Source organism: Salinarimonas sp. (assembly GCF_040111675.1).
GTDB lineage: Bacteria > Pseudomonadota > Alphaproteobacteria > Rhizobiales > Beijerinckiaceae > Salinarimonas.
The window spans coordinates 5062975-5082238 of the sequence record NZ_CP157794.1 but is presented as its reverse complement, the minus strand read 5'-3'; the positions used below and the strand labels follow the sequence as shown (position 1 = coordinate 5082238).

Below are 19264 nucleotides of genomic sequence, written 5' to 3'. Positions count from 1 at the left end.
GCGCCTTACGGAAGCGACGAAGCGCCGCGCACCTCCTCGACGACGGCGATCGCCCGGGCGAGGGCGGCGTCGATGTCGAGCTCGGTCGTGTCGAGCAGGATCGCGTCCTGCGCCTGACGCAGCGGCGCGGACGCCCGGCCCGTATCGCGGGCGTCGCGGGCGCGGATGTCGGCGAGCACGCTCTCGTAGGGCGGCGCGTCGCCGCGGTCGACGAGCTCGCGGTGCCGTCGCCGCGCCCGCTCCTCCGGGCTCGCCGTGACGAACAGCTTCACGGCGGCCTCCGGGCACACCACCGTGCCGATGTCGCGGCCGTCGAGGACGGCGCCGGGTTCCTGGGCCGCGAAATCGCGCTGCCGGTCGAGCAAGGCCGCGCGCACGGCGGGGATCACCGAGACGCGGGAGGCCGCCTCGCCCATCTCCGCTCCGCGCAGCCGGCTCTCGTCCATGTAGGCGAGGTTGAGCGCGTAGGCGGCCGCGGCGGCGGCCTGCTCGTCGTCGAGCGCGCGGCTCTTGTCGAGCAGGAGCCGCGCCACCGCGCGATAGAGCAGGCCGGTATCGAGATGCGCGAGCCCGTAATGCGCGGCGATGCGCTTCGACAGCGTCCCCTTGCCGGAAGCGGCCGGCCCGTCGACGGCGATCACGAACCCCATGCGGGAGGCTCCCTCGTTGCGAGCGCGTCGGCGTCGGCGCCGGGCCGCTCGGATGGCGAAAGCGGCGAGGCGCCGGCCACGGCGTCCGCGCGGACGTGAACGCCGTGCAGCTCCGGCTGGCCCTCGAGGACGATGGCGCACGTCTCGTCGCGCGTCTCCAAGGCGACGCGCGCGCCGAAGCGGCGCAGAAGGTCGACCAGCGGATCCAGCGCGCCGACGGGCGCGACGACCGTCACGCGTCCCGGGGAGTTGAGCCCGGCCAGCAGCACGGCCGCCGCCGGGGACGGCCCGCCTGCCGCGTCGACCGCCGCCTCGAACGCGATCGGGACCGTCTCTCGCGGTCCCGTCACGGCGAGGCCGACGGAACCGTTCTCCTCCCGCGGCTCGATCGCGGCGCCCATGCGCCGGAGCGCGGCCGCGACCGGCGCGAGCGGCGCGGCGCGTGCCGTGACGACGAGCCGGGCCGTGATCGGATGCGATCCGACGAGGGCGGCCACGAGAGCCGCGGCGTCCATGTCCGGCCCGAGATCGAGCGGGGCCCGGGGCGTCACGAGCCCGCCGACGCCCACCCCGGCCAGCGCCCAGGACGCGTCGCCCAGCCGCTCGACCCGTGCGCCCAGAGCGGCGCAGACCTTCGCCACGCGCGTGACCTGCGGACCGTCCCCGACGCCGTCGATGGTCGTCTCGCCGATGGCGAGGAGGCCGAGGAGAAACGCCGCGAGATCCGGCGCCACCGGCGCGCAGGCGCCGTCCGCGCGCGGAGCGTCGGCTGTGCCGGCGGCGGCGATGGCGGACGCTCGGGCGAGCTCGGGCACGGGGGGCTCCGGCAGAGGACCTCGGGACGGGCGGACGGTTAGCATGCGTTCGCCGTCGCGTCACGATCCGCCGTGCGCCGTCCTCGCGTGCCTTCGCGCCCCGTCGCGACCCGTCGCGACCCTTCGCGCGCACGGCCGTTGACAAGCGCCGCCGACGCGCCGACATAGCGGGTCCGCGTTGACAAGGCGTCGCGGAGGCGCTAGCCGCGCGTCTTCCCCAAGTTTCAGCTTCAACGAAGGTTATACCGTGGCCAGACCGGAACTCGGCACAAAGCGGACCTGCCCCGAGACCGGGCGCAAGTTCTACGATCTCGACCGCGACCCGGTCGTGTCTCCCTATACGGGCATCGCCTATCCCCGCTCGTCCTTCGAGGCCGTCGGCGCCAAGGGCGGGCGCGTCGTCCCCGTTCAGGCGGCCGAGGAGGAAGAGGAGGAGGTCGTCGAGAAGGCCGACGTCGAGCTCGTCTCCCTCGAGGAGGCCGAGGGCGAGGAGAAGAAGGCCGAAGGCGAGGAGGACATCGACCTCGGCGACGACGAATCCGACGACACGTTCCTCGCCGAGGAGGAGGAGAGCGACGACGACGTCTCCGGCCTCATCGACAGCGATATCGAGGACGAAGAAGAGGGTTGACATCCCCTCCGGACCGTCTAAACAGGCGCTCCGTCGCGGGGAGATCGACACCGACCTCCCCGCCGCGGACCACCCCGCGGGACCCAATCCGCGGGACGAGAGTGGGGCCATAGCTCAGTTGGGAGAGCGCTTGAATGGCATTCAAGAGGTCGGCGGTTCGATTCCGCCTGGCTCCACCAATCTTCCAGACGCAGGGCTGACGCCGTACCGAAGAGCCGCCGCGAGGCGGCTTTCCGCGTTTCGGAGCCCGGATCGCTGGACAGACGCGGCGATTGTGGGACGGTCGACGACGCGACATCGACCTGCGGGGGCGAGCATGGCGCGCGAGACGGCACGGCCCGACGGCGGGAATCCCACCCCGGCCGCGCGCGCCCGCGCGCGGTTCCGCAAGCCGACGACCGTGAAGGCGCCGCTCTCGGCCCGCGCCGAGGCGCAGCGGGAGGAGGGGCGCGACGTCGATTATTCGGCGCTGATCGAGCAGGCTATGGACGACTTTCCGAAAATCAGGGCTCGCCTTGCCGAGTGAGGTGGAACCGGGCTGGCTGACCGCGGCGACCGTCGTCGAGATCAATCGTCGCGAGGTCGCGCGAACAGGCGAGCCGTTCGGCCTTCTTCGCCCCGCCCTGCTCGAGAGCGCGGTCGCGAGCCCGCGCAACCTCTTCGCCTATTCCGGCGAGCGCGCTCTGCCGGTTCTCGCGGCGCGACTGCTTTTCGGGATCGCACCAAACCACCCGTTCGCGCAAGGGAACAAGCGCGCTGCCTTCACAGCCTCCGTCGTCTTTCTGCGCTCCAAAGGGCGGCGTGTCGCGCCGCCCGACGATCCGAGCATCGCGGATCTGGTCATCGCCGTCATCGAGGGCTCGAGGACAGAAGCCGAGTTCATCGCGGCCATGACGCCGCACTTGGCAGCGCCGGCCTAGTCCTCGAGAGCAATCCGAAACGTCCGCCCGGCTTCGCCGTTCTCTCCCTCGGCACCGCGATCGGGGGAGCGACGACGCGTGGACGGAAACACCATCCTGATCGGCTTCGGCGCGGCGACGGCGGCGGGGCTCGTCACCGGACTGGGCGCGGTGCCGGTGCTGTTCGTCAAGCGCCTGCCGAAGCGGCTCGAGGATGCGGCGCTCGGCTTCGCCGCGGGCGTGATGCTCGCCGCCTCGTTCTTCTCGTTGATCGGGCCGGGGATCGAGTACGGCCAGAGCATCTTCGGCGTCGGCGCCGCCGTCGCGGCGGCGATCGTGGTCGCGGCGGTGCTCGCCGGCGCCTGGGCGCTCGACCTCCTCAACCATTACGCCCCGCACGAGCACTTCATCGGCGGGCGGCAGGGGCCGCAGGGAGCGAAGCTCTCGCGCATCTGGCTCTTCGTCGTCGCCATCGCGCTGCACAACCTGCCCGAGGGGCTCGCGGTGGGGGTCGGCTTCGGCGGGGAGACCATCGAGGAGGGCGTGCCGCTGGCCGTCGCCATCGGCCTGCAGAACGCGCCGGAGGGCCTCTCCGTCGCGCTGGCGCTCGCCGGACTCGGCTATTCGCGGCGGGCCGCGCTGGGCATCGCGACGGCGACCGGAGCGGTGGAGGGCGTGACCGGGCTCCTGGGCGTGACCATCGTATCCGTGTCCGAGCCCTTCCTGCCGATCGGCCTCGGCTTCGCCGCCGGCGCCATGCTGTTCGTGATCTCGCACGAGATCATCCCCGAGACGCACCGCTCGGGCCACGAGCGGCTCGCGAGCGCGGGGCTGATGGTGGGGCTCGCCGTGATGACCTTCCTGGACACGTCGCTGGGATAGCGAACGGCGCCCGGCCGAGCTCCCGCGTCAGCGCAGGCGCAGCCCCCAATCCGCGAAGGCGACGTCGGCGCTCTCGTGCGCGCCGGGCCGCGAGGGCGGCAACGGCGTCGCCGGGGCGGCGGCGGCTCTGGCAGCGTCGATACGGAGCGCGGCCTGCGGATGCGCGCGGCGCCAGGCGGCGAGGCGCTCGGCCCGGGCGGTGAGCCCGAGCCTGTCGTCGATGCGTCCGCGCAGGGCCGGCGAGGCGGCGCGCGTCTCGTCTGGGTCGACGAAGCGAGAGCCGTCGAAGACGAGCGCGCCGTTCGTCGTCACCAGCACGTCCCCGCGCCGCAGCGTCGCGTCGCCCGACGCCCAGCGCGCCGCCGGACCCGCATCGGGCGCGGCGCAGGTGCAGCCGGCGACCCGCTCGGTCCGATGCCGGAAGGCCGCCGGATGCACGCCGTAGGGCGCTCCGGTCGCGACCGCGCGGGCCTTTGCGAATCCGCCGGCGCGCGAGCCGACGTAGAGCTCCGTCGCCGCGCCGGGGCAGGCGGCGGCGCAGCCGCGGGCGTGGGCCGCGGCGTCGCCGCGCCCGCGCATGGTCCCGAGGGGGAAGGCGTAGCCGTCGCAGCGGCGCACGCAATAGCTCACGCCCCAGGCCGCCGGCATCGACGCAACGGGCGCCTGCGGCTGTCGCCGCGGCGCGATCGGCATCGGCCGAGCGGCCCGGCGCGGCGCGGGCTCGGCCCGCGGCGCCCGCTCGACCCGCGGTGCGGGCGCCCGCGCGCCGCCCAGCAGGAACTCGATGAATCCGCCGCCCAGATCCGCGACGCGGACCGGCTCCGCCGTCGCCGCACCGGGCGCGGCGAGCACGAGCGCTGCGGCGAGCAGCGCGTGTCGCGCTCGGATCGTCATGCGCGCATCGCGTCGCGCCGGCATCGTCGCCCCTCCATCGATCAACGGGTCGACGATCGCGGGCCACGTCTTTCCACGTGGTAATTCCACCTGGTATTTTACTGGATTTTCACCGTAACTCTCGGCGTTTACCTAAACGCTTCTTGAGCTTTTACCATTAACGCCCGCCGCAATCGCCCCGGCGGGCTTGATCCAGCTCAACGCGCGATGCGGCCGATGCGGCCATGGTCCGGCCACGCTCGTTCGCGGGAGGCCCCGCGCGTCCAGGAGAGGACCCATGCTCAAGCTCGCCGTGCTGATCTTCATCCTCGTCGCCCCGACGTTCGCGGGCACGCTCGTCATCGGCGTGCTCACGGCGAACATGGCGCTCGACAGCGCGACGCCGATCGTCGTCGCCTCGGCGCTCGGCGTGCTGGCGGCGGTCCCCGCGAGCTGGCTGATCGCCAAGGCCATCCTGCGGGACGGCCGGGGCAGCCACACCCACGCCTGAGGGCGCGCGCGCCTATTCGGCGGCGGCGCGCCCGCCGCTCCGGGCGGTCTCGACGAGAGGCACCTCGAGGCTGAAGGTCACGCCTTCGGGATCGAAGCGCATCTCGACGTCCGAGTTGAACTGACCGCCGAGCATGTGCCGCAGGAGGCGCGTGCCGAAACCCTGGCGCGCCGGCGGGGACACCGCCGGGCCGCCGCGCTCGACCCACCAGAACAGGAGCGCCCGGCGGCCGTCGCGCGTGTCGACCGACCAGGTCACGGAGAGCGTGCCGGTCGGCGCGGAGAGCGCGCCGTACTTCACGGCGTTGGTGGCGAGCTCGTGCACGGCCATGCCGAGGGAGAGGGCGACGTCGGAGGGCAGCGCCACGTCGGGCCCCTGCATGAAGACGCGGCGCCCATCCTCGGCGTCGCCGGGCCGCAGGCCGCCCGGGGCGGTCTCGTAGGGCGCGAGCTCGGTCGCGAGCAGGTCGCGCAGCGGGATCACGCCCCAGGCGTTCTCGGTCAGCAGCGTGTGGGTGCGCGCCAGCGAGATGATCCGCGCGTTGAAGGCCTCGCGGAACGCCGCGATGTCCGTCGCCGTGCGCGCGGTGGCGTTGGCGATGGCCTGGACGGTGGCGAGCGAGTTCTTCACGCGATGATGCAGCTCGCGCACCATCAGCGCCTGACGCTCCTCGGCGCGCTTGCGGTCGGAGATGTCGGTGGCGACGCAGACGAGGCCGGATACGCGCCCGCGGGCGTCGCGCATCGGGGTCTTCGAGACGAGATAGGTGCGCCGGTGCTCGCGCGGGGGCGTCGCGTCCTCCTCGACGACCTGCGGGACGCCCCCTGCGATCACCGCCATGTCGGCCGCGAAGCCGGCGATGCGCGGGTTCGGCGCGCGGGCCTGGTCCGGGCTCTCGTCCTCCGCCGCGGGCTCGGTCGCCGGCGTCTCCCCGGGACCGGTCTCGCCGATCAGCGCCGAGGGCTCCGTCCCGAGCAGGCGGCCGAGCGCCGGATTGGCGAAGGCGAAACGGCCTTGCGCGTCGCGCACGTAGATCGGGTCGGGCGCGGTCTCGCCGATGACGGTCAGCAGATCGACGGCGCGGCGCAGCTCCTCCTCCGCCCGCCGCTCGTCCGTGACGTCGAGATGCACGCCGACGACGTGGGCCGCCCGCCCGGCGGGATCGCGCTTGATCAGCGCGCTCGAGGCGACGAAGCGGATCTCGCCGGACGGACGCACCACGCGGAAGACGACGCGGTAGGGCGCGTTCGTCGCGATCGCCTCGCGCATGGCGTCCTGTACGACGGCGCGATCCTCGGGGAGCACGAACTGGAGCCAGTCGGCGTGCAGCGCGAGGTCCTGCGGCTGAACGCCGAAGATGGCGGCGGTGCGCGGCGAGACCAGGCAGCGGTCGGTGGCGAGATCCACGTCCCAGGAGCCGAGCCGCCCGGCCTCGACGGCGAGGCGCAGCCGCTCCTCGCTCTCGCGCAGGGAGGCGCTCGCCGTCTCGCGCTCGGTGATGTCCAGCGCCGAGACCACGAGCCGCGCGATCGCGCCGCCGGCGTCCCGCAGCGGCGCGATCTGGAGATCGAGCACGATGCGGCTGCCGTCGCCGCGGGGCGCGGCGAGGTCGATCCGCGGCGTCGCCCCGGCGGCGGCCTCGCGCACCATCCGCCGCAGGACGTCGCGCGCCCGCGCGTCGCCGCTCCAGGGAAAGGCGTCCCAGAGCTCGCGACCGATCACGTCGGCCCGTGATCGTCCCGTGGCGCGCAGCGGGGCCCGGTTGATCTCGACCAGCGTCCCGTCGGGCTCGAGCACGCCGACGAGCGCGATCAGGTTGTCGAGCGTGTCGCGCAAGCGGCGCTCGCTCTCGCCGAGCGCCGCTTGCCGCTCGGCGAGATCGCGCGCGGCCTGGGCGAGCGCTTCGCCCACCTCGTTCGCCTCGCGGACCGGCGTGACGACCGGGTCCGGCGTGTCGCCCTGGCCGACGAGGCGCGCCATGCGCCGCACGCGCCGCACCGCGGCGGCCGCGCGCCGGCCGAACAGGGCCGCGAGGGCGGCCGAGAGCGTCGCGAGCCCGAGACCCACGACGGAGAGCGTCGCCAGCATGGTCTGCGAGGCCGCCTGCGCGACGCTCTCCGGCACCATGGCGAGCACGGTCCACTGGCCGAGCCGGGTGCGCGCGTAGCCGGCCAGCGTCGGCACGCCGTCGAAATTGGGCTTGATGACGTGGCCGCGCGCGCCCGTCGTCAGCGCGAGCAGCTCCTCCGACGCCTGGACGCCGACATAGCGATGATGCTCGACGCTGCGCGCCAGCAGCACCGCGCGGCGGTCGAAGACGGAGGCGACGAAGGGCGCCGCGATCTCCTGCTCGAAGAGGATGCTGCCCGCGGGCACGGCGATGCTGACGAGGACCGGCGTGCTGTCCCCGATCAGCGAGCGGGCGCTGACCGCGATGCGCGGATGGGCCGGCGCGCCGGGGGCGTCCGGCTCGGTGGCGATCAAATCGGAGACGATGGCCCCGCCGGGGGACAGCCGCTCCCAGGAATAGACCTCGGTCGGCGGCGCGGGAAGCGCGGTCGCGGGCAGGCGCGTGTCGAGCAGGCGCACGCCCTCGCGGGTGGTGACGAGAACGTCCGCCTCGGCCGCCCCGAGCGCCATGCGGGCGCGCCGGGCGAAGGCGTCGAGGCGGCCCTCGTCGAGAGCCGGATCCGTGGCGAGCGCCCGCGTCGCGGCTGCGAGCCCCGCGAGCTCGCGATCCACCGCCGCTGCGATCTCGCTCGCGCGGTCGGCCGCCTCGCGCTCGTAGCGCGCCTGCTCCGCCTGCGCCAGCTGCCACATGAGCACGGCGACGAAGACGAAGACCGGCGCCGCCAGAGCCGCGGCGAACACGGCGAGATGCCAGACGAGCGGACGCCCCTGTCGTTTCGCGCCGAAGGTCGCGCCCAAGCCTCTTCCCCGTGATCCTCGCGTCCCGCGCCCCGCGGCACTGTGCGGGGCCGGGTCGCGATTGACAACGTCAAAAGCGGCGGCGCGGCGCGACGTCTCATCAGAAAGTAGGGTCTTGCCCGCCTTCGCCGTGTCGTGACAAATACCCATGGCCAGCGTCGAAACGGGGTCCAAACGCCCGGCGAGGCTGGCCGGTAACGGATAGAACGCGGTAAAACCGCGCGTCCGGTGAGGGAACACTCGCTCGAGACCGGCGCGGCCGATCGGGCGACCACAGAGGGAGAGGCCCTTGACGACGGCCGACGCCGCGCGCGAGGACACGTTTCCGAAGCTGATCGCGCGCAACCTCCGCGTTCGCCCGAACCGCATCGCCTTCCGTCACAAGGATCTGGGCATCTGGCAGTCCTGGGACTGGAAGCGCGTGCACGATTCCGTGCGCGGCTTCGCGGCCGGGCTGCACGGTCTCGGCGTGCGCAAGGGCGACAAGGTCGCGATCGTCGGCGCCAACCGGCCGCGTCTCTACTGGGCGATGGCGGCGGCGCAATGGATCGGCGCGGTCCCTGTGCCCGTCTACGCCGACTCGGTCGCCGAGGAGATGGCCTACGTCCTCGCCCATGCCGAGGTCGTCACCGCCGTCGTTCAGGACCAGGAGCAGGTCGACAAGCTGCTCTCGGTCGCCGAGCAGGTGCCGACGCTCTCCCACATCCTCTACGACGAGCCGCGGGGCCTGCGCGACTACGACCATTCCCGCCTGCATCCGCTCGACGGCTTCATCGCCGAGGGCGAGGCGCGGCTCGCCCGCGACGCCGAGATCGCCTCCGTGATCGACGGGGCGCTCGCGGCGGGCAAGGGCGAGGATCTCGCCATCATCCTCTACACGTCCGGCACGACGGGCCGGCCGAAGGGGGTGATGCTCACCCACGACAACGTCCTCGCCGCCGCCAAGATGGGCTGCGACTTCGACAAGCTCGACGAGAGCGACGAGATCATCGCCTACCTGCCGCTCGCCTGGGTGGGCGACCACATCTTCTCCTACGCCCAGGCGATCCTGGCGGGGCTGTGCGTCAACTGCCCCGAGAGCCCGGACACCGTGGTCGAGGACCGGCGCGAGATCGGCACCACCTACGCTTTCGCGCCGCCGCGCGTGTTCGAGAACATGCTCACCCTCACCATGGTGCGCATGGAGGACGCGAGCGCGCTCAAGCGGCGGATGTTCAAGTACTTCATCGATCACGCGAACAAGGTCGGCGAGAGGATCCTCAACGGCGCGGACGTCGGCGGCATGGACCGGCTGATCTACGGGCTCGGCGACTTCCTGGTCTACGCGCCCCTGCGCAACCGCTTCGGCCTCACCGACATCAAGGTCGGCTACACCGCCGGCGAGGCGATCGGGCCGGAGATCTTCCGCTTCTACCGCTCGATCGGCGTGAACCTGAAGCAGCTCTACGGCCAGACCGAGGCCTCGGTCTACGTCACCATGCAGCCCGACGGCGAGATCCACGCCGACACCGTGGGCCGCCCGGTGCCCGGCGTCGAGATCAAGATCGACGAGAACGGCGAGGTGCTGTTCCGCTCGCCCGGCGTCTTCCAGGCCTATTACAAGGACCCGGAGAAGACCGCCGAGACCAAGACGCCGGACGGCTTCGTGCGCTCGGGCGATGCGGGCTTCTTCGCCGAGAACGGGCACCTGAAGATCATCGATCGCGCCAAGGACGTCGGCAAGCTGAACGACGGCTCGCTGTTCCCGCCGAAATACGTCGAGAACAAGCTCAAGTTCTACCCCAACATCAAGGAGGCCGTCGCCTACGGCCACGGGCGCGACCACGTGGCGGCCTTCGTCAACATCGACCTGACCGCGGTGGGGAACTGGGCCGAGCGCAACAACGTGATCTACGCCTCCTACCAGGAGCTGGCGCAGCACCCGCAGGTCTACGAGATGATCGCCGGCCACGTCGACGAGGTGAACCGGTCGCTGGCCGCCGAGCCGATGATGGGCGGCGCGCAGATCAAGCGCTTCCTGATCCTGCACAAGGAGCTCGACGCCGACGACGGCGAGCTCACCCGCACCCAGAAGGTGCGCCGCGGCTTCATCGCAGAGCGCTACCAGCCCCTCATCGACGCGCTCTACGACGGCTCCGCCGAGGCCGACATCAGGACCGAGGTCACCTTCGAGGACGGCCGCAAGGGCGTCATCGCCGCCCGCGTGAAGATCCGCGACATGACGGTGTATCCGGTCGAGGGCGCCGGCGTGATGAAGGAGGCGGCGGAATGATACGGGCTCACATGCAGGAGATCGCCCGATGACCGCGAACGCCAACGCCGCCGAGGCGACCGCGCATTCCTTCGCCGCCGAGGAGACGCCGGGCGCGGGCCTCGCCGAGAGCGCCGCCGGGCCGGTGGCGCGCCCGCGCTCCGAGGAGGTGCTCCTCGCCGTCGAGAACGTCTCCCTCGGCTTCGGCGGGGTGAAGGCGCTCACCGACGTGTCCTTCGACATCAGGAAGGGCGAGATCCGCGCCATCATCGGCCCCAACGGCGCCGGCAAGACCTCGATGCTCAATTGCATCAACGGCTTCTACCACCCGACCGAGGGGCGCATCACCTTCAAGGGGAAGACGCGCCCGAAGATGCGGCCCTACGAGGCGGCGGCCGGCGGCATCGCCCGCACCTTCCAGAACGTGGCGCTGTTCAAGGGCATGTCGACGCTCGACAACATCATGACCGGCCGCTCGCTGAAGATGCGCGCGAACCTGTTCTGGCAGATCGTGCGCTTCGGCCCGGCCATGCGCGAGGAGGTCGAGCACCGCAAGAAGGTCGAGGACATCATCGACTTCCTGCAGATCCAGCACATCCGCAAGACGCCGGTGGGCAAGCTGCCCTACGGCCTGCAGAAGCGCGTCGAGCTCGGCCGGGCGCTCGCCATGGAGCCCGAGCTGCTGCTGCTCGACGAGCCGATGGCCGGCATGAACCTCGAGGAGAAGGAGGACATGTCGCGCTTCGTCCTGGACGTGAACCAGGAGTTCGGCACCACGATCGCGCTGATCGAGCACGACATGGGCGTCGTCATGGACCTGTCCGACCGCGTGGTCGTGCTCGAATACGGCCGCAAGATCGCCGACGGCACGCCCGACGAGGTGAAGGCGAACCAGGCCGTCATCGACGCCTATCTCGGCGTCCCGCACTGAGGAGCGACGCGTTTCCATGGACCTCCTCGCACAGATCTTCGTCGAGCCTTTCGCGCTCATGGTCGAGATGCCCGACCTCCTGGTGCAGACGCTCTGGGAGGGCTTCGTCTCGGGCGTGCTCTACGCGCTCATCGCGCTCGGCTTCGTCCTGATCTTCAAGGCGTCCGGCGTGTTCAACTTCGCCCAGGGCATCATGGTCGTGTTCGCCGCGCTGACGCTGGTGGGCTTCTACGCCATGGGCGTGCCGGCCTTCCTCGCGCTGATCCTGGCGATCGGGGTGATGTTCGTCCTCGCCTTCACGGTGGAGCGCGTGGTGCTGCGCCCGCTCGTGAACCAGCCGGACATCATCCTGTTCATGGCGACCTTCGGGCTGACCTACTTCCTCATCGGCTTCGGCGAGCTGGTCTTCGGCGGCGAGCCGAAGGTGATGATCACGGAGGAGCTGATGCTGCCCACCGGCGCCAGCGACTTCGACTTCGCCGGCGGCTACGTGCGCATCCAGCACCTCGACATCGCCGCGGCCGTGATCGCCTCGATCATGATCGCGACGCTCGGCGTGTTCTTCTCGAAGACGCGCATCGGCCGGGCCCTGCGCGCGGTGGCGGACAGCCACAAGGCGGCGCTGTCGGTCGGCATCTCCTTGAACCAGATCTGGGTCATCGTCTGGTTCGCGGCCGGCATCGTGGCGCTGGTGACGGGCATCATGTGGGGCGCGCGCTCGGACGTGTCCTTCGCGCTGCAGATCATCGCGCTCAAGGCGCTTCCGGTGCTGATCCTCGGCGGCTTCACCTCGATCCCCGGCGCCATCGTCGGCGGGCTGATCATCGGCATCGGGGAGAAGCTCGGCGAGTTCTACTGGGGCCCGGTGATCGGCGGCGGCATCGAGAGCTGGTTCGCCTACGTCATCGCGCTGATCTTCCTGCTGTTCCGGCCGCAGGGCCTGTTCGGCGAGAAGATCATCGAGCGGGTGTAGCGCCACGGCGCGAACGGGGCGGCTCGGGCGGCGAGCCGGGTATCGGGGTCGGTCAGGTGAGGAAACGGTCGTGATCTATCGCGAAGCAGGCCAGTACAAGACGAGCTACCAGGCGGACCGGGCGGTCTTCCCGCTCAGGCAGGACCGCATCGGCATCGCGGTGATCGTCGCGGCCGCCTACGCCGCGGGCGTGTTCGGCTCGGACTTCCTGCTCCAGGCGGTGCTGATCCCCTTCCTGATCTTCTCGCTGGCGGCGATCGGGCTCAACATCCTCGTCGGCTACGCCGGCCTGCTGTCGCTCGGCACCGGCGCCTTCATGGGGGTCGGCGCCTACGCCTGCTACAAGCTGATGACCGCCTTCCCCGAGGTGAACGTCGTCGTCTGGATCCTGATGTCGGGCTTCTTCTCGGCGGCGGTGGGCGTGTTCTTCGGCCTGCCGTCCCTGCGGATCAAGGGCTTCTATCTGGCGGTGGCGACGCTCGCGGCGCAGTTCTTCCTCCAGTGGTGCTTCAACCGCATCCCCTGGCTCTACAACTACAACATCTCCGGCGCCATCGAGGCGCCGCTGCGCACGCTCTTCGGCGTGCCGATCACCGGCGCCACCGCCACCTTGGAAGCGCGCTACTTCGTGGTGCTGACCCTCGTCATCGTGCTCACCTGGCTGGCGTCGAACCTGGTGCACGGGCGCATCGGCCGGCAATGGATGGCGATCCGCGACATGGACATCGCCGCCGAGCTGATCGGCATCCGCCCGCTCCACGCCAAGCTGATGGCCTTCGCCTGCTCGTCCTACTTCGTCGGCGTGGCGGGCGCGATGATGGTGTTCCTCTGGTACGGCGGGGCGGAATACAACGTCTTCAACATCGACCAGTCGTTCTTCATCCTGTTCATGATCATCATCGGCGGGCTGGGATCGCTGATCGGCTCGTTCATGGGCGCGGCGCTGATCTTCATGCTGCCGATCGGGCTCGGCATCGTGCTGCCGGCGCTCGGCGCGCCCTTCGGCATCGCGGTCGACGCCGCCACCATCGAGCACCTGCGCTTCATGATCGTGGGCGCGCTGATCATCTTCTTCCTGATCGTCGAGCCGCACGGCCTCGCGCGGCTCTGGCAGATCGGAAAGCAGAAGCTCCGGGTCTGGCCGTTCCCCTATTGAGGGCGGCGCGACAACAACCATACCGCCCGGAGCGGGAGAGAGGGAACGGGCCGGACCTCCGGCCGTGACGAGGACCAAAGGGAGGAGTGACACGTCATGTCGTTTCGCAACCTGACAATCGCCGCGATCGCCGGCGCGATCGTGTCGACGACCGCGCTCGTCGTCCCGGCGAGCGCGCAGGAGGAGGGCATCTACGTGCCGCTCCTCACCTACCGCACGGGGCCGTTCGCGGGCTCAGGCATCCCGATCGCCGACGGGATGCACGACTACCTGACCATGCTCAACGAGCGCGACGGCGGCATCGGCGGCGTGAAGCTGATCATCGAGGAGTGCGAGACCGGCTACAACACGACGAAGGGCGTGGAGTGCTACGAGTCGGTGCGCTCCAAGAATCCGGTGGTCGTCAACCCCTACTCGACGGGCATCACGCTGCAGCTGATCCCGCGTGCGGCGGTGGACGGGGTCCCGGTCCTCTCCATGGCCTACGGCCTCTCCGCGGCGGCCGACGGCGAGACCTTCCCGTGGGTGTTCAACCCGCCGGCGACCTACTGGGACGGCGCCTCCGTCTTCGTGAAGCACATCGCCGAGCGCGAGGGCGGCTTCGAGAACCTCGCCGGCAAGACGGTGGGCCTGCTCCACCTCGACGCGCCCTACGGCCGCGAGCCGATCCCGGTGCTCGAGGCGCTCGCCGAGCAGCACGGCTTCGACGTGGCGCTCTACCCGGTGGCCGCCCAGGACATGCAGAACCAGGGCTCGGTCTGGCTGCAGGTCCGCCGTGACCGGCCGGACTACATCTACCTGCAGGGCTGGGGCGCGATGAACCCCACCGCCGTGCGCGAGGCCATCCGCACCGGCTACCCGATCGAGAACCTGATCGGCGTGTGGTGGGCCGGCGGCGACGAGGACGCCCGGGCCGGCGGCTCCGACGCCGCGGGCTACAAGGCGCTCTCCTTCAACGGCGCCGGCGCCGACTTCCCCTTCATCGACGACGTGATCACCCACGTCCACGACAAGGGCCTGTCGCAGTTCCCGCGCGAGCGAATCGGCGACATGCTGTACAATCGCGGCATGTACAACTCGATGCTCATCGCCGAGGCGATCCGCATCGCGCAGGAGATCACCGGCAAGAAGGTGGTCACCGGCGAGGACGTCCGCCGCGGCCTCGAGAACCTGAACATCTCCGAGGAGCGCCTCGCCGAGATGGGCATGGAAGGCTTCGCCGCGCCGCTGAACGTGACCTGCGAGAACCATTCGGGCCACCACCAGGTCTTCCTGGCCGAGTGGGACGGCGAGAAGTGGACGCAGGGCTCGGAGTGGATGGACCCGATGACCGACATGGTCCGCCCGCTGATCCTCGACGCGGCGCAGGAATACGCCGCCGCGAACGAGGGCTGGCCGCAGCGCACCGAGGTCTGCGACAATTGATGCCGCCAGCCGGCGCCGGGGAGCGATCCCCGGCGCCGCGACCGAGCCTGGAGCGCTCCGCACGCGGAGTGCTCCCCACCGTCATCCCCGGCCGGAGCGAGCGTAGCGAGCGCAGGGGAAGGGGACCCAGCGCAAAACTCTGCGCCGAAGGCGCTCTGCCGCCGCCGACCAGGCGGCTGGTCGCCGCCGATGGCCGCCGCTCCGCGGCGAAGAGTTCCGCTGGGTCCCCTTCCCCTCCGCCGCTCCGCGGCTCCGGCCGGGGATGACGGGCCCGAACCCCGCCCATACGACGAAAGCCCCTCCGATGACCGCACTCGCCACCCCGTCGGCTACCGAGACGCCCGCCCCGGCCGCCGAAGCGCCGATCCTGTCGGTGAACAACATCGAGGTCATCTACGACCACGTCATCCTCGTCCTGAAGGGCGTCTCGCTGACCGTGCCCAAGCGCGGCATCGTCGCGATCCTCGGCGCGAACGGCGCGGGCAAGACCACGACGCTCAAGGCGATCTCCAACCTGCTGCGGGCCGAGCGCGGCGAGGTCACCAAGGGCTCCATCGAGTTCGACGGCGCGCGCATCGAGAGCCTCTCGCCAAACGAGCTGGTGCGCCGCGGCTGCATCCAGGTGCTGGAGGGCCGGCACTGCTTCGGCCACCTCACCATCGAGGAGAACCTCCTCACCGGCGCCTTCACCCGCCGCGACGGCGCCGCCGCCATCAAGGCGGACATGGAGAAGGTCTACGCCTACTTCCCGCGCCTCAAGGAGCGCCGCGGGTCGATGGCCGGCTACACGTCCGGCGGCGAGCAGCAGATGTGCGCCATCGGCCGCGCCCTGATGAGCCGCCCGAAGATGATCCTGCTCGACGAGCCCTCCATGGGCCTCGCGCCCCAGATCGTCGAGGAGATCTTCGAGATCGTGAAGGACCTCAACGCCAAGGAGGGCGTGTCCTTCCTGCTGGCCGAGCAGAACACCAACATGGCGCTGCGCTACGCCACCTACGGCTACATCCTCGAGACCGGCCGCGTCGTCATGGACGGCGACGCCAAGATGCTGCGCGAGAACGAGGACGTGAAGGAGTTCTACCTCGGCGTCTCCGGCGCCGACCGCAAGAGCTTCCGCCAGGTGAAGAGCTACAAGCGCCGGAAGCGCTGGCTGGCGTGAGGGAGAGTCGATGCGGTCGGGGCCACGGGTCACCTTGAGCCCGCCCGCCCCAGCGCCTATCTCCGCTCCAGCGAAAGCGTGACCGAACGCCCGCCACAGGAGCCGCCATGCCCGTCGCCCATCTCGCCGACCGCGCACTCGTCAAGGTCTCCGGGCCGCAGGCCGCGAGCTTTCTCGACGGGCTCGTCACCTGCGACATCGAGCCCGACGGCGACGGCCTGCCGCAATTCGGCGCGCTGCTGACGCCGCAGGGCAAGATCCTGTTCGATTTCATCGTCCACCGGACCCGCGACGCCGACGGTCCCGCCTTCTTCCTCGACACCGCCCGACCCCAGGCGGCGGATCTCGCCAAGCGGCTGACCTTCTACAAGCTGCGCGCCAAGGTGGCGGTGGCCGACCTCTCGGAGGAGCTCGCGATCCTCGCCGGCTGGGACGCGCCCCCGATCCCGGCCGAGGCGGGGCTCGTCGGGCCCGATCCGCGGCTGTCGCGGCTCGGCTGGCGGGCGGTGGTGGCGGCGGGCGACGCGTCCGAGTTCGCGACCGCCGAGCCGCGCGCCTATCACGCCCACCGTATCGCCTGCGGCGTGCCCGAGGGCGGCAAGGACTTCCTGTTCGGCGAGGCCTTCCCGCACGAGGCGCTGATGGACCAGCTCGGCGGCGTGGACTTCCGGAAGGGCTGCTACGTCGGGCAGGAGGTCGTCTCGCGCATGCAGCACCGGGGCACGGCCCGCACCCGCATCCTCCCCGCCCGCTACGCCGACGACCTCGCGCCGGAGACCGGCGTCGATGTCATGGCCGGCGAGAAGGTCGCCGGCAAGACCGGCAGCGCCGTCGACGGCGCGGGCCTCGTCATGGTGCGCGTCGACCGCATCGCCGATGCCATGGAGGCGGGTGCGCCCCTCTCCGCCGGCGGGCGCCCGCTGACGCTCCAGCGGCCGGACTGGGTGTCGTTCGAGACGCCGGGGGTGGGCTGAGCGGGCCGCGTGCTGATGCGCATTTGCCGCGATCGGCGGATTTCGCCCGCATCGTGACGCCCGGCGGCGCCGCGGCGTTAACAAAGCCTTGACCGCTCCTCCTTAAATCTCGCATTCGCTTCAGCGTCGCGTTTACGGAGCCCGCCATGTTCGCCCGTCCGCTCGTCCTCGCCATGGCCGCCGCCGCCGGCCTGACGATCACGACCGCCCCCGCCTCCGCGCTCGAGTTCCTGCGCGGCGACTGGACCGTGACCGTCGGTGCGCGCGGGGCCGCCGTGCCGGTCTTCGAGGGCTCGGACGAGATGCGCTTCCGGCCCCTGCCGATCTTCTCGCTGCGCCGGGCCGGCACGCGGTCGACCTGGAAGGCCCCGGACGACGGCCTGCGGCTCGGGCTGCTCGAGCACGATCGCCTGCGCATCGGCCTCGCCGGCGACCTGCGCGGCCCGCGCGACCAGGACGATTCGAACGACCTGCGCGGGCTGGGCGACGTCGACTGGACCGCCGAGATCGGCGTGTTCGCCGAGATCTGGGCCTCCGACGTGCTGCGCTTCTCGGGCGAGGTGCGCCGCGGCATCGGCGGCCACGAGGGGATCATGGCGGATCTCGGCGTCGACTACGTGGTGCGGCCCGAGCCGGCCTGGACGCTTTCCGTCGGCCCGCGCGTGCGGCTCGGCAGCGACGAGTACATGGACACCTATTTCGGCGTGACCCCCGCCCAGTCCGCGCGCTCGGGCCTGCCGGTCTACGATCCCGATGGCGGGCTGCGCTCGGTCGGCGTCCTCGCCTCGGCGCAGGTGGCGCTGACGCAGTCCTGGAACCTGCTCGGCTACGCCCGCTACGACCGCCTGATGGGCGACGTCGCCGACGCGCCGCTGGTGCGCTTCCGCGGAAGCCGCGACCAGTTCTCGGCGGGCGCGGGCCTGTCCTATTCCTTCGACGTCGCGCCCTTCGGCCCGCGGTGATGAGCGACGACGGCTCGCTGATCCTGCACGCCGACGGCCGCGCCCGCTGCTGGTGGCCGGGAACGGACCCGCTCTACGTCGCCTACCACGACACCGAATGGGGCGTGCCGGAAGACGACGATCGCGCCCTGTTCGAGAAGCTGATCCTCGACGGCTTCCAGGCCGGGCTCTCCTGGATCACCATCCTGAGGAAGCGCGAGAGCTTCCGCGCCGCCTTCGACGGCTTCCGGCCGGAGCTGATCGCCTCCTACGACGACGCGAAGGTCGCGGGCCTGATGGCGAATACGGGCATCGTGCGCAACCGCGCCAAGATCGATGCGACGATCCGCGGCGCGCGGGCCTGGCTCGCGATCCAGGAACGCGGCTCGTTCTCCGAGTTCCTCTGGGACTTCGTCGACGGCCGGCCCGTGCAGACGAACCTGACGAGCCGCGCAGGCGCGCCGACGCAGACCCCCGCGGCGGAGCGCATGTCGAAGGCGCTCAAGGCGCAGGGCTTCGGCTTCTGCGGCCCGACCATCGTCTACGCCTTCATGCAGGCGGTGGGGATGACCAACGACCACCTGGTCGGCTGCTTCCGCCACGCCGAGGTCGCGGCGCTCGCCGAGAGCCGCTGATCCGATGCCGCGCAGCGCGTCCAGCCGCAGGACCGAGCCCCCGCGCGCGTGGCAGCGCATGCTGTCGGGCCGGCGGCTCGACCTGCTCGACCCGTCCCCGCTCGACGTCGAGCTCGACGACATCGCCCACGGCCTCGCCCGCGTCGCCCGCTGGAACGGCCAGACGCGCGGCGCGCACATCTACTCCGTCGCCCAGCACTCGCTGCTGGTCGACGTCGTCGCGCAGGCTCTGGCGCCGGACGCGCGCGACGCCGAGCGGCTCGGCATCCTCTTGCACGATGCGCCCGAATACGTCATCGGCGACATGATCTCGCCCTTCAAGGCGGTGATCGGCGACGTCTACAAGGAGGTCGAGACGCGCCTGCTCTCCGCGATCCGCCTTCGCTTCGGCCTGCGCGCGATCCCGCCGCAGACGCTCGTCAAGCTCACGAAGCGCGCCGACCGCACCGCCGCCTATCTCGAGGCGACCCGCCTCGCCGGCTTCGCCGACGCCGAGGCCCGCGCCTTCTTCGGCGACCCGGACGGCGCACCGGCGGATCTCGACGTCTGGCTGACGCCCTGGCCGGCGGACGTGGCGCAGACGCGCTTCGCGGAGCGGTGCCGGGCGTTGATGGGGTGAGCGGACCGCGC

Annotated in this window: 19 protein-coding genes and 1 tRNA gene; 16 read left to right on the top strand and 4 right to left on the bottom strand. The window is 71.3% G+C overall.

Going from position 1 to position 19264, the window contains the following annotated elements; all coding sequences use genetic code 11:
* Nucleotides 1–5 precede the first annotated feature (5 nt).
* The gene (cmk, locus tag ABL310_RS23585) at nt 6–650 is read right to left on the bottom strand and encodes a (d)CMP kinase (protein WP_349369433.1); all 645 of its coding nucleotides are present in this window, start codon (nt 648–650) and stop codon (nt 6–8) included.
* A complete protein-coding gene (locus ABL310_RS23580; RefSeq protein ID WP_349369432.1) occupies nt 638–1465 on the bottom strand; it encodes a hypothetical protein in 828 nt (275 codons plus the stop codon). The genes cmk and ABL310_RS23580 overlap by 13 nt, the downstream gene beginning before the upstream one ends.
* A 247-nt stretch (nt 1466–1712) precedes the next feature.
* Here ABL310_RS23580 and ABL310_RS23575 point away from each other — a divergent pair, with 247 nt between their 5' ends.
* From ABL310_RS23575 to ABL310_RS23555, 5 genes are all read left to right on the top strand, one after another.
* Nucleotides 1713–2096 carry a TIGR02300 family protein gene (locus ABL310_RS23575; protein ID WP_349369431.1) on the top strand — a complete coding sequence of 128 codons (384 nt, stop codon included), beginning with the start codon at nt 1713–1715 and terminating at the stop codon, nt 2094–2096.
* Nucleotides 2097–2199: 103 nt separating this feature from the next.
* A tRNA-Ala gene (locus tag ABL310_RS23570) sits at nt 2200–2275 on the top strand.
* Between the two features lie 137 nt (nt 2276–2412).
* Nucleotides 2413–2622, top strand: coding sequence for a hypothetical protein (locus tag ABL310_RS23565; RefSeq protein ID WP_349369430.1), 210 nt, complete (start codon nt 2413–2415; stop codon nt 2620–2622).
* A gap of 1 nt (nt 2623) precedes the next feature.
* On the top strand, nt 2624–3016 hold the full coding sequence (locus ABL310_RS23560) for a type II toxin-antitoxin system death-on-curing family toxin (protein WP_349369429.1): 393 nt from the start codon (nt 2624–2626) through the stop codon (nt 3014–3016).
* Between the two features lie 78 nt (nt 3017–3094).
* On the top strand, nt 3095–3877 hold the full coding sequence (locus ABL310_RS23555) for a ZIP family metal transporter (protein WP_349369428.1): 783 nt from the start codon (nt 3095–3097) through the stop codon (nt 3875–3877).
* Nucleotides 3878–3904: 27 nt separating this feature from the next.
* Here the strand turns inward: ABL310_RS23555 and ABL310_RS23550 are convergent, their stop codons facing one another.
* Entirely contained in the window at nt 3905–4771 is an 867-nt protein-coding gene (locus tag ABL310_RS23550; RefSeq protein WP_349369427.1) for a DUF2865 domain-containing protein, read from the bottom strand.
* 277 nt (nt 4772–5048) lie between these two features.
* Here ABL310_RS23550 and ABL310_RS23545 point away from each other — a divergent pair, with 277 nt between their 5' ends.
* Nucleotides 5049–5261 (top strand): hypothetical protein, encoded by a 213-nt coding sequence (locus tag ABL310_RS23545; RefSeq protein ID WP_349369426.1) that lies wholly within the window; start codon nt 5049–5051, stop codon nt 5259–5261.
* Nucleotides 5262–5273: 12 nt separating this feature from the next.
* Here ABL310_RS23545 and ABL310_RS23540 read toward each other — a convergent pair whose 3' ends face one another.
* On the bottom strand, nt 5274–8189 hold the full coding sequence (locus tag ABL310_RS23540; RefSeq protein ID WP_349369425.1) for a PAS domain S-box protein: 2916 nt from the start codon (nt 8187–8189) through the stop codon (nt 5274–5276).
* Between the two features lie 289 nt (nt 8190–8478).
* On the opposite strand from ABL310_RS23540, the gene ABL310_RS23535 reads away from it, so the two are divergent.
* The 10 genes from ABL310_RS23535 (at nt 8479) to ABL310_RS23490 (ending at nt 19253) form a co-directional block, all read left to right on the top strand.
* A complete protein-coding gene (locus ABL310_RS23535; protein WP_349369424.1) occupies nt 8479–10461 on the top strand; it encodes an AMP-binding protein in 1983 nt (660 codons plus the stop codon).
* Between the two features lie 28 nt (nt 10462–10489).
* Complete coding sequence (locus tag ABL310_RS23530) at nt 10490–11371, top strand: ABC transporter ATP-binding protein (RefSeq protein ID WP_349369423.1); 882 nt, start codon at nt 10490–10492, stop codon at nt 11369–11371.
* Between the two features lie 16 nt (nt 11372–11387).
* Nucleotides 11388–12344: a branched-chain amino acid ABC transporter permease gene (locus tag ABL310_RS23525; protein WP_349369422.1), complete on the top strand. Its 957-nt coding sequence runs from the start codon at nt 11388–11390 to the stop codon at nt 12342–12344.
* A 70-nt stretch (nt 12345–12414) separates the two neighbouring features.
* Entirely contained in the window at nt 12415–13500 is a 1086-nt protein-coding gene (locus ABL310_RS23520) for a branched-chain amino acid ABC transporter permease (protein ID WP_349369421.1), read from the top strand.
* Nucleotides 13501–13596: 96 nt separating this feature from the next.
* Nucleotides 13597–14925 carry an ABC transporter substrate-binding protein gene (locus ABL310_RS23515; RefSeq protein WP_349369420.1) on the top strand — a complete coding sequence of 443 codons (1329 nt, stop codon included), beginning with the start codon at nt 13597–13599 and terminating at the stop codon, nt 14923–14925.
* A gap of 304 nt (nt 14926–15229) precedes the next feature.
* Entirely contained in the window at nt 15230–16084 is an 855-nt protein-coding gene (locus tag ABL310_RS23510) for an ABC transporter ATP-binding protein (RefSeq protein WP_349369419.1), read from the top strand.
* A gap of 107 nt (nt 16085–16191) precedes the next feature.
* The gene (locus tag ABL310_RS23505; protein ID WP_349369418.1) at nt 16192–17058 is read left to right on the top strand and encodes a folate-binding protein; all 867 of its coding nucleotides are present in this window, start codon (nt 16192–16194) and stop codon (nt 17056–17058) included.
* 146 nt (nt 17059–17204) lie between these two features.
* A complete protein-coding gene (locus tag ABL310_RS23500) occupies nt 17205–18020 on the top strand; it encodes a MipA/OmpV family protein (RefSeq protein WP_349369417.1) in 816 nt (271 codons plus the stop codon).
* Nucleotides 18020–18634, top strand: a complete 615-nt coding sequence (locus tag ABL310_RS23495) for a DNA-3-methyladenine glycosylase I (RefSeq protein WP_349369416.1) — start codon at nt 18020–18022, stop codon at nt 18632–18634. The genes ABL310_RS23500 and ABL310_RS23495 overlap by 1 nt, the downstream gene beginning before the upstream one ends.
* A 4-nt stretch (nt 18635–18638) precedes the next feature.
* On the top strand, nt 18639–19253 hold the full coding sequence (locus ABL310_RS23490) for an HD family hydrolase (RefSeq protein WP_349369415.1): 615 nt from the start codon (nt 18639–18641) through the stop codon (nt 19251–19253).
* Nucleotides 19254–19264 lie beyond the last annotated feature (11 nt).

What these genes read in the sequence shown, in the direction of transcription:
- ABL310_RS23500 (WP_349369417.1), top strand. Translation starts at nt 17,205, where the DNA reads ATGTTCGCCCGTCCGCTCGTCCTCGCCATGGCCGCCGCCGCCGGCCTG.
- ABL310_RS23510 (WP_349369419.1), top strand. Translation starts at nt 15,230, where the DNA reads ATGACCGCACTCGCCACCCCGTCGGCTACCGAGACGCCCGCCCCGGCC.
- ABL310_RS23545 (WP_349369426.1), top strand. Translation starts at nt 5,049, where the DNA reads ATGCTCAAGCTCGCCGTGCTGATCTTCATCCTCGTCGCCCCGACGTTC.
- cmk (WP_349369433.1), bottom strand. Translation starts at nt 650, where the DNA reads ATGGGGTTCGTGATCGCCGTCGACGGGCCGGCCGCTTCCGGCAAGGGG.
- ABL310_RS23495 (WP_349369416.1), top strand. Translation starts at nt 18,020, where the DNA reads ATGAGCGACGACGGCTCGCTGATCCTGCACGCCGACGGCCGCGCCCGC.
- ABL310_RS23505 (WP_349369418.1), top strand. Translation starts at nt 16,192, where the DNA reads ATGCCCGTCGCCCATCTCGCCGACCGCGCACTCGTCAAGGTCTCCGGG.
- ABL310_RS23530 (WP_349369423.1), top strand. Translation starts at nt 10,490, where the DNA reads ATGACCGCGAACGCCAACGCCGCCGAGGCGACCGCGCATTCCTTCGCC.
- ABL310_RS23565 (WP_349369430.1), top strand. Translation starts at nt 2,413, where the DNA reads ATGGCGCGCGAGACGGCACGGCCCGACGGCGGGAATCCCACCCCGGCC.
- ABL310_RS23550 (WP_349369427.1), bottom strand. Translation starts at nt 4,771, where the DNA reads ATGACGATCCGAGCGCGACACGCGCTGCTCGCCGCAGCGCTCGTGCTC.
- ABL310_RS23490 (WP_349369415.1), top strand. Translation starts at nt 18,639, where the DNA reads ATGCCGCGCAGCGCGTCCAGCCGCAGGACCGAGCCCCCGCGCGCGTGG.
- ABL310_RS23515 (WP_349369420.1), top strand. Translation starts at nt 13,597, where the DNA reads ATGTCGTTTCGCAACCTGACAATCGCCGCGATCGCCGGCGCGATCGTG.
- ABL310_RS23525 (WP_349369422.1), top strand. Translation starts at nt 11,388, where the DNA reads ATGGACCTCCTCGCACAGATCTTCGTCGAGCCTTTCGCGCTCATGGTC.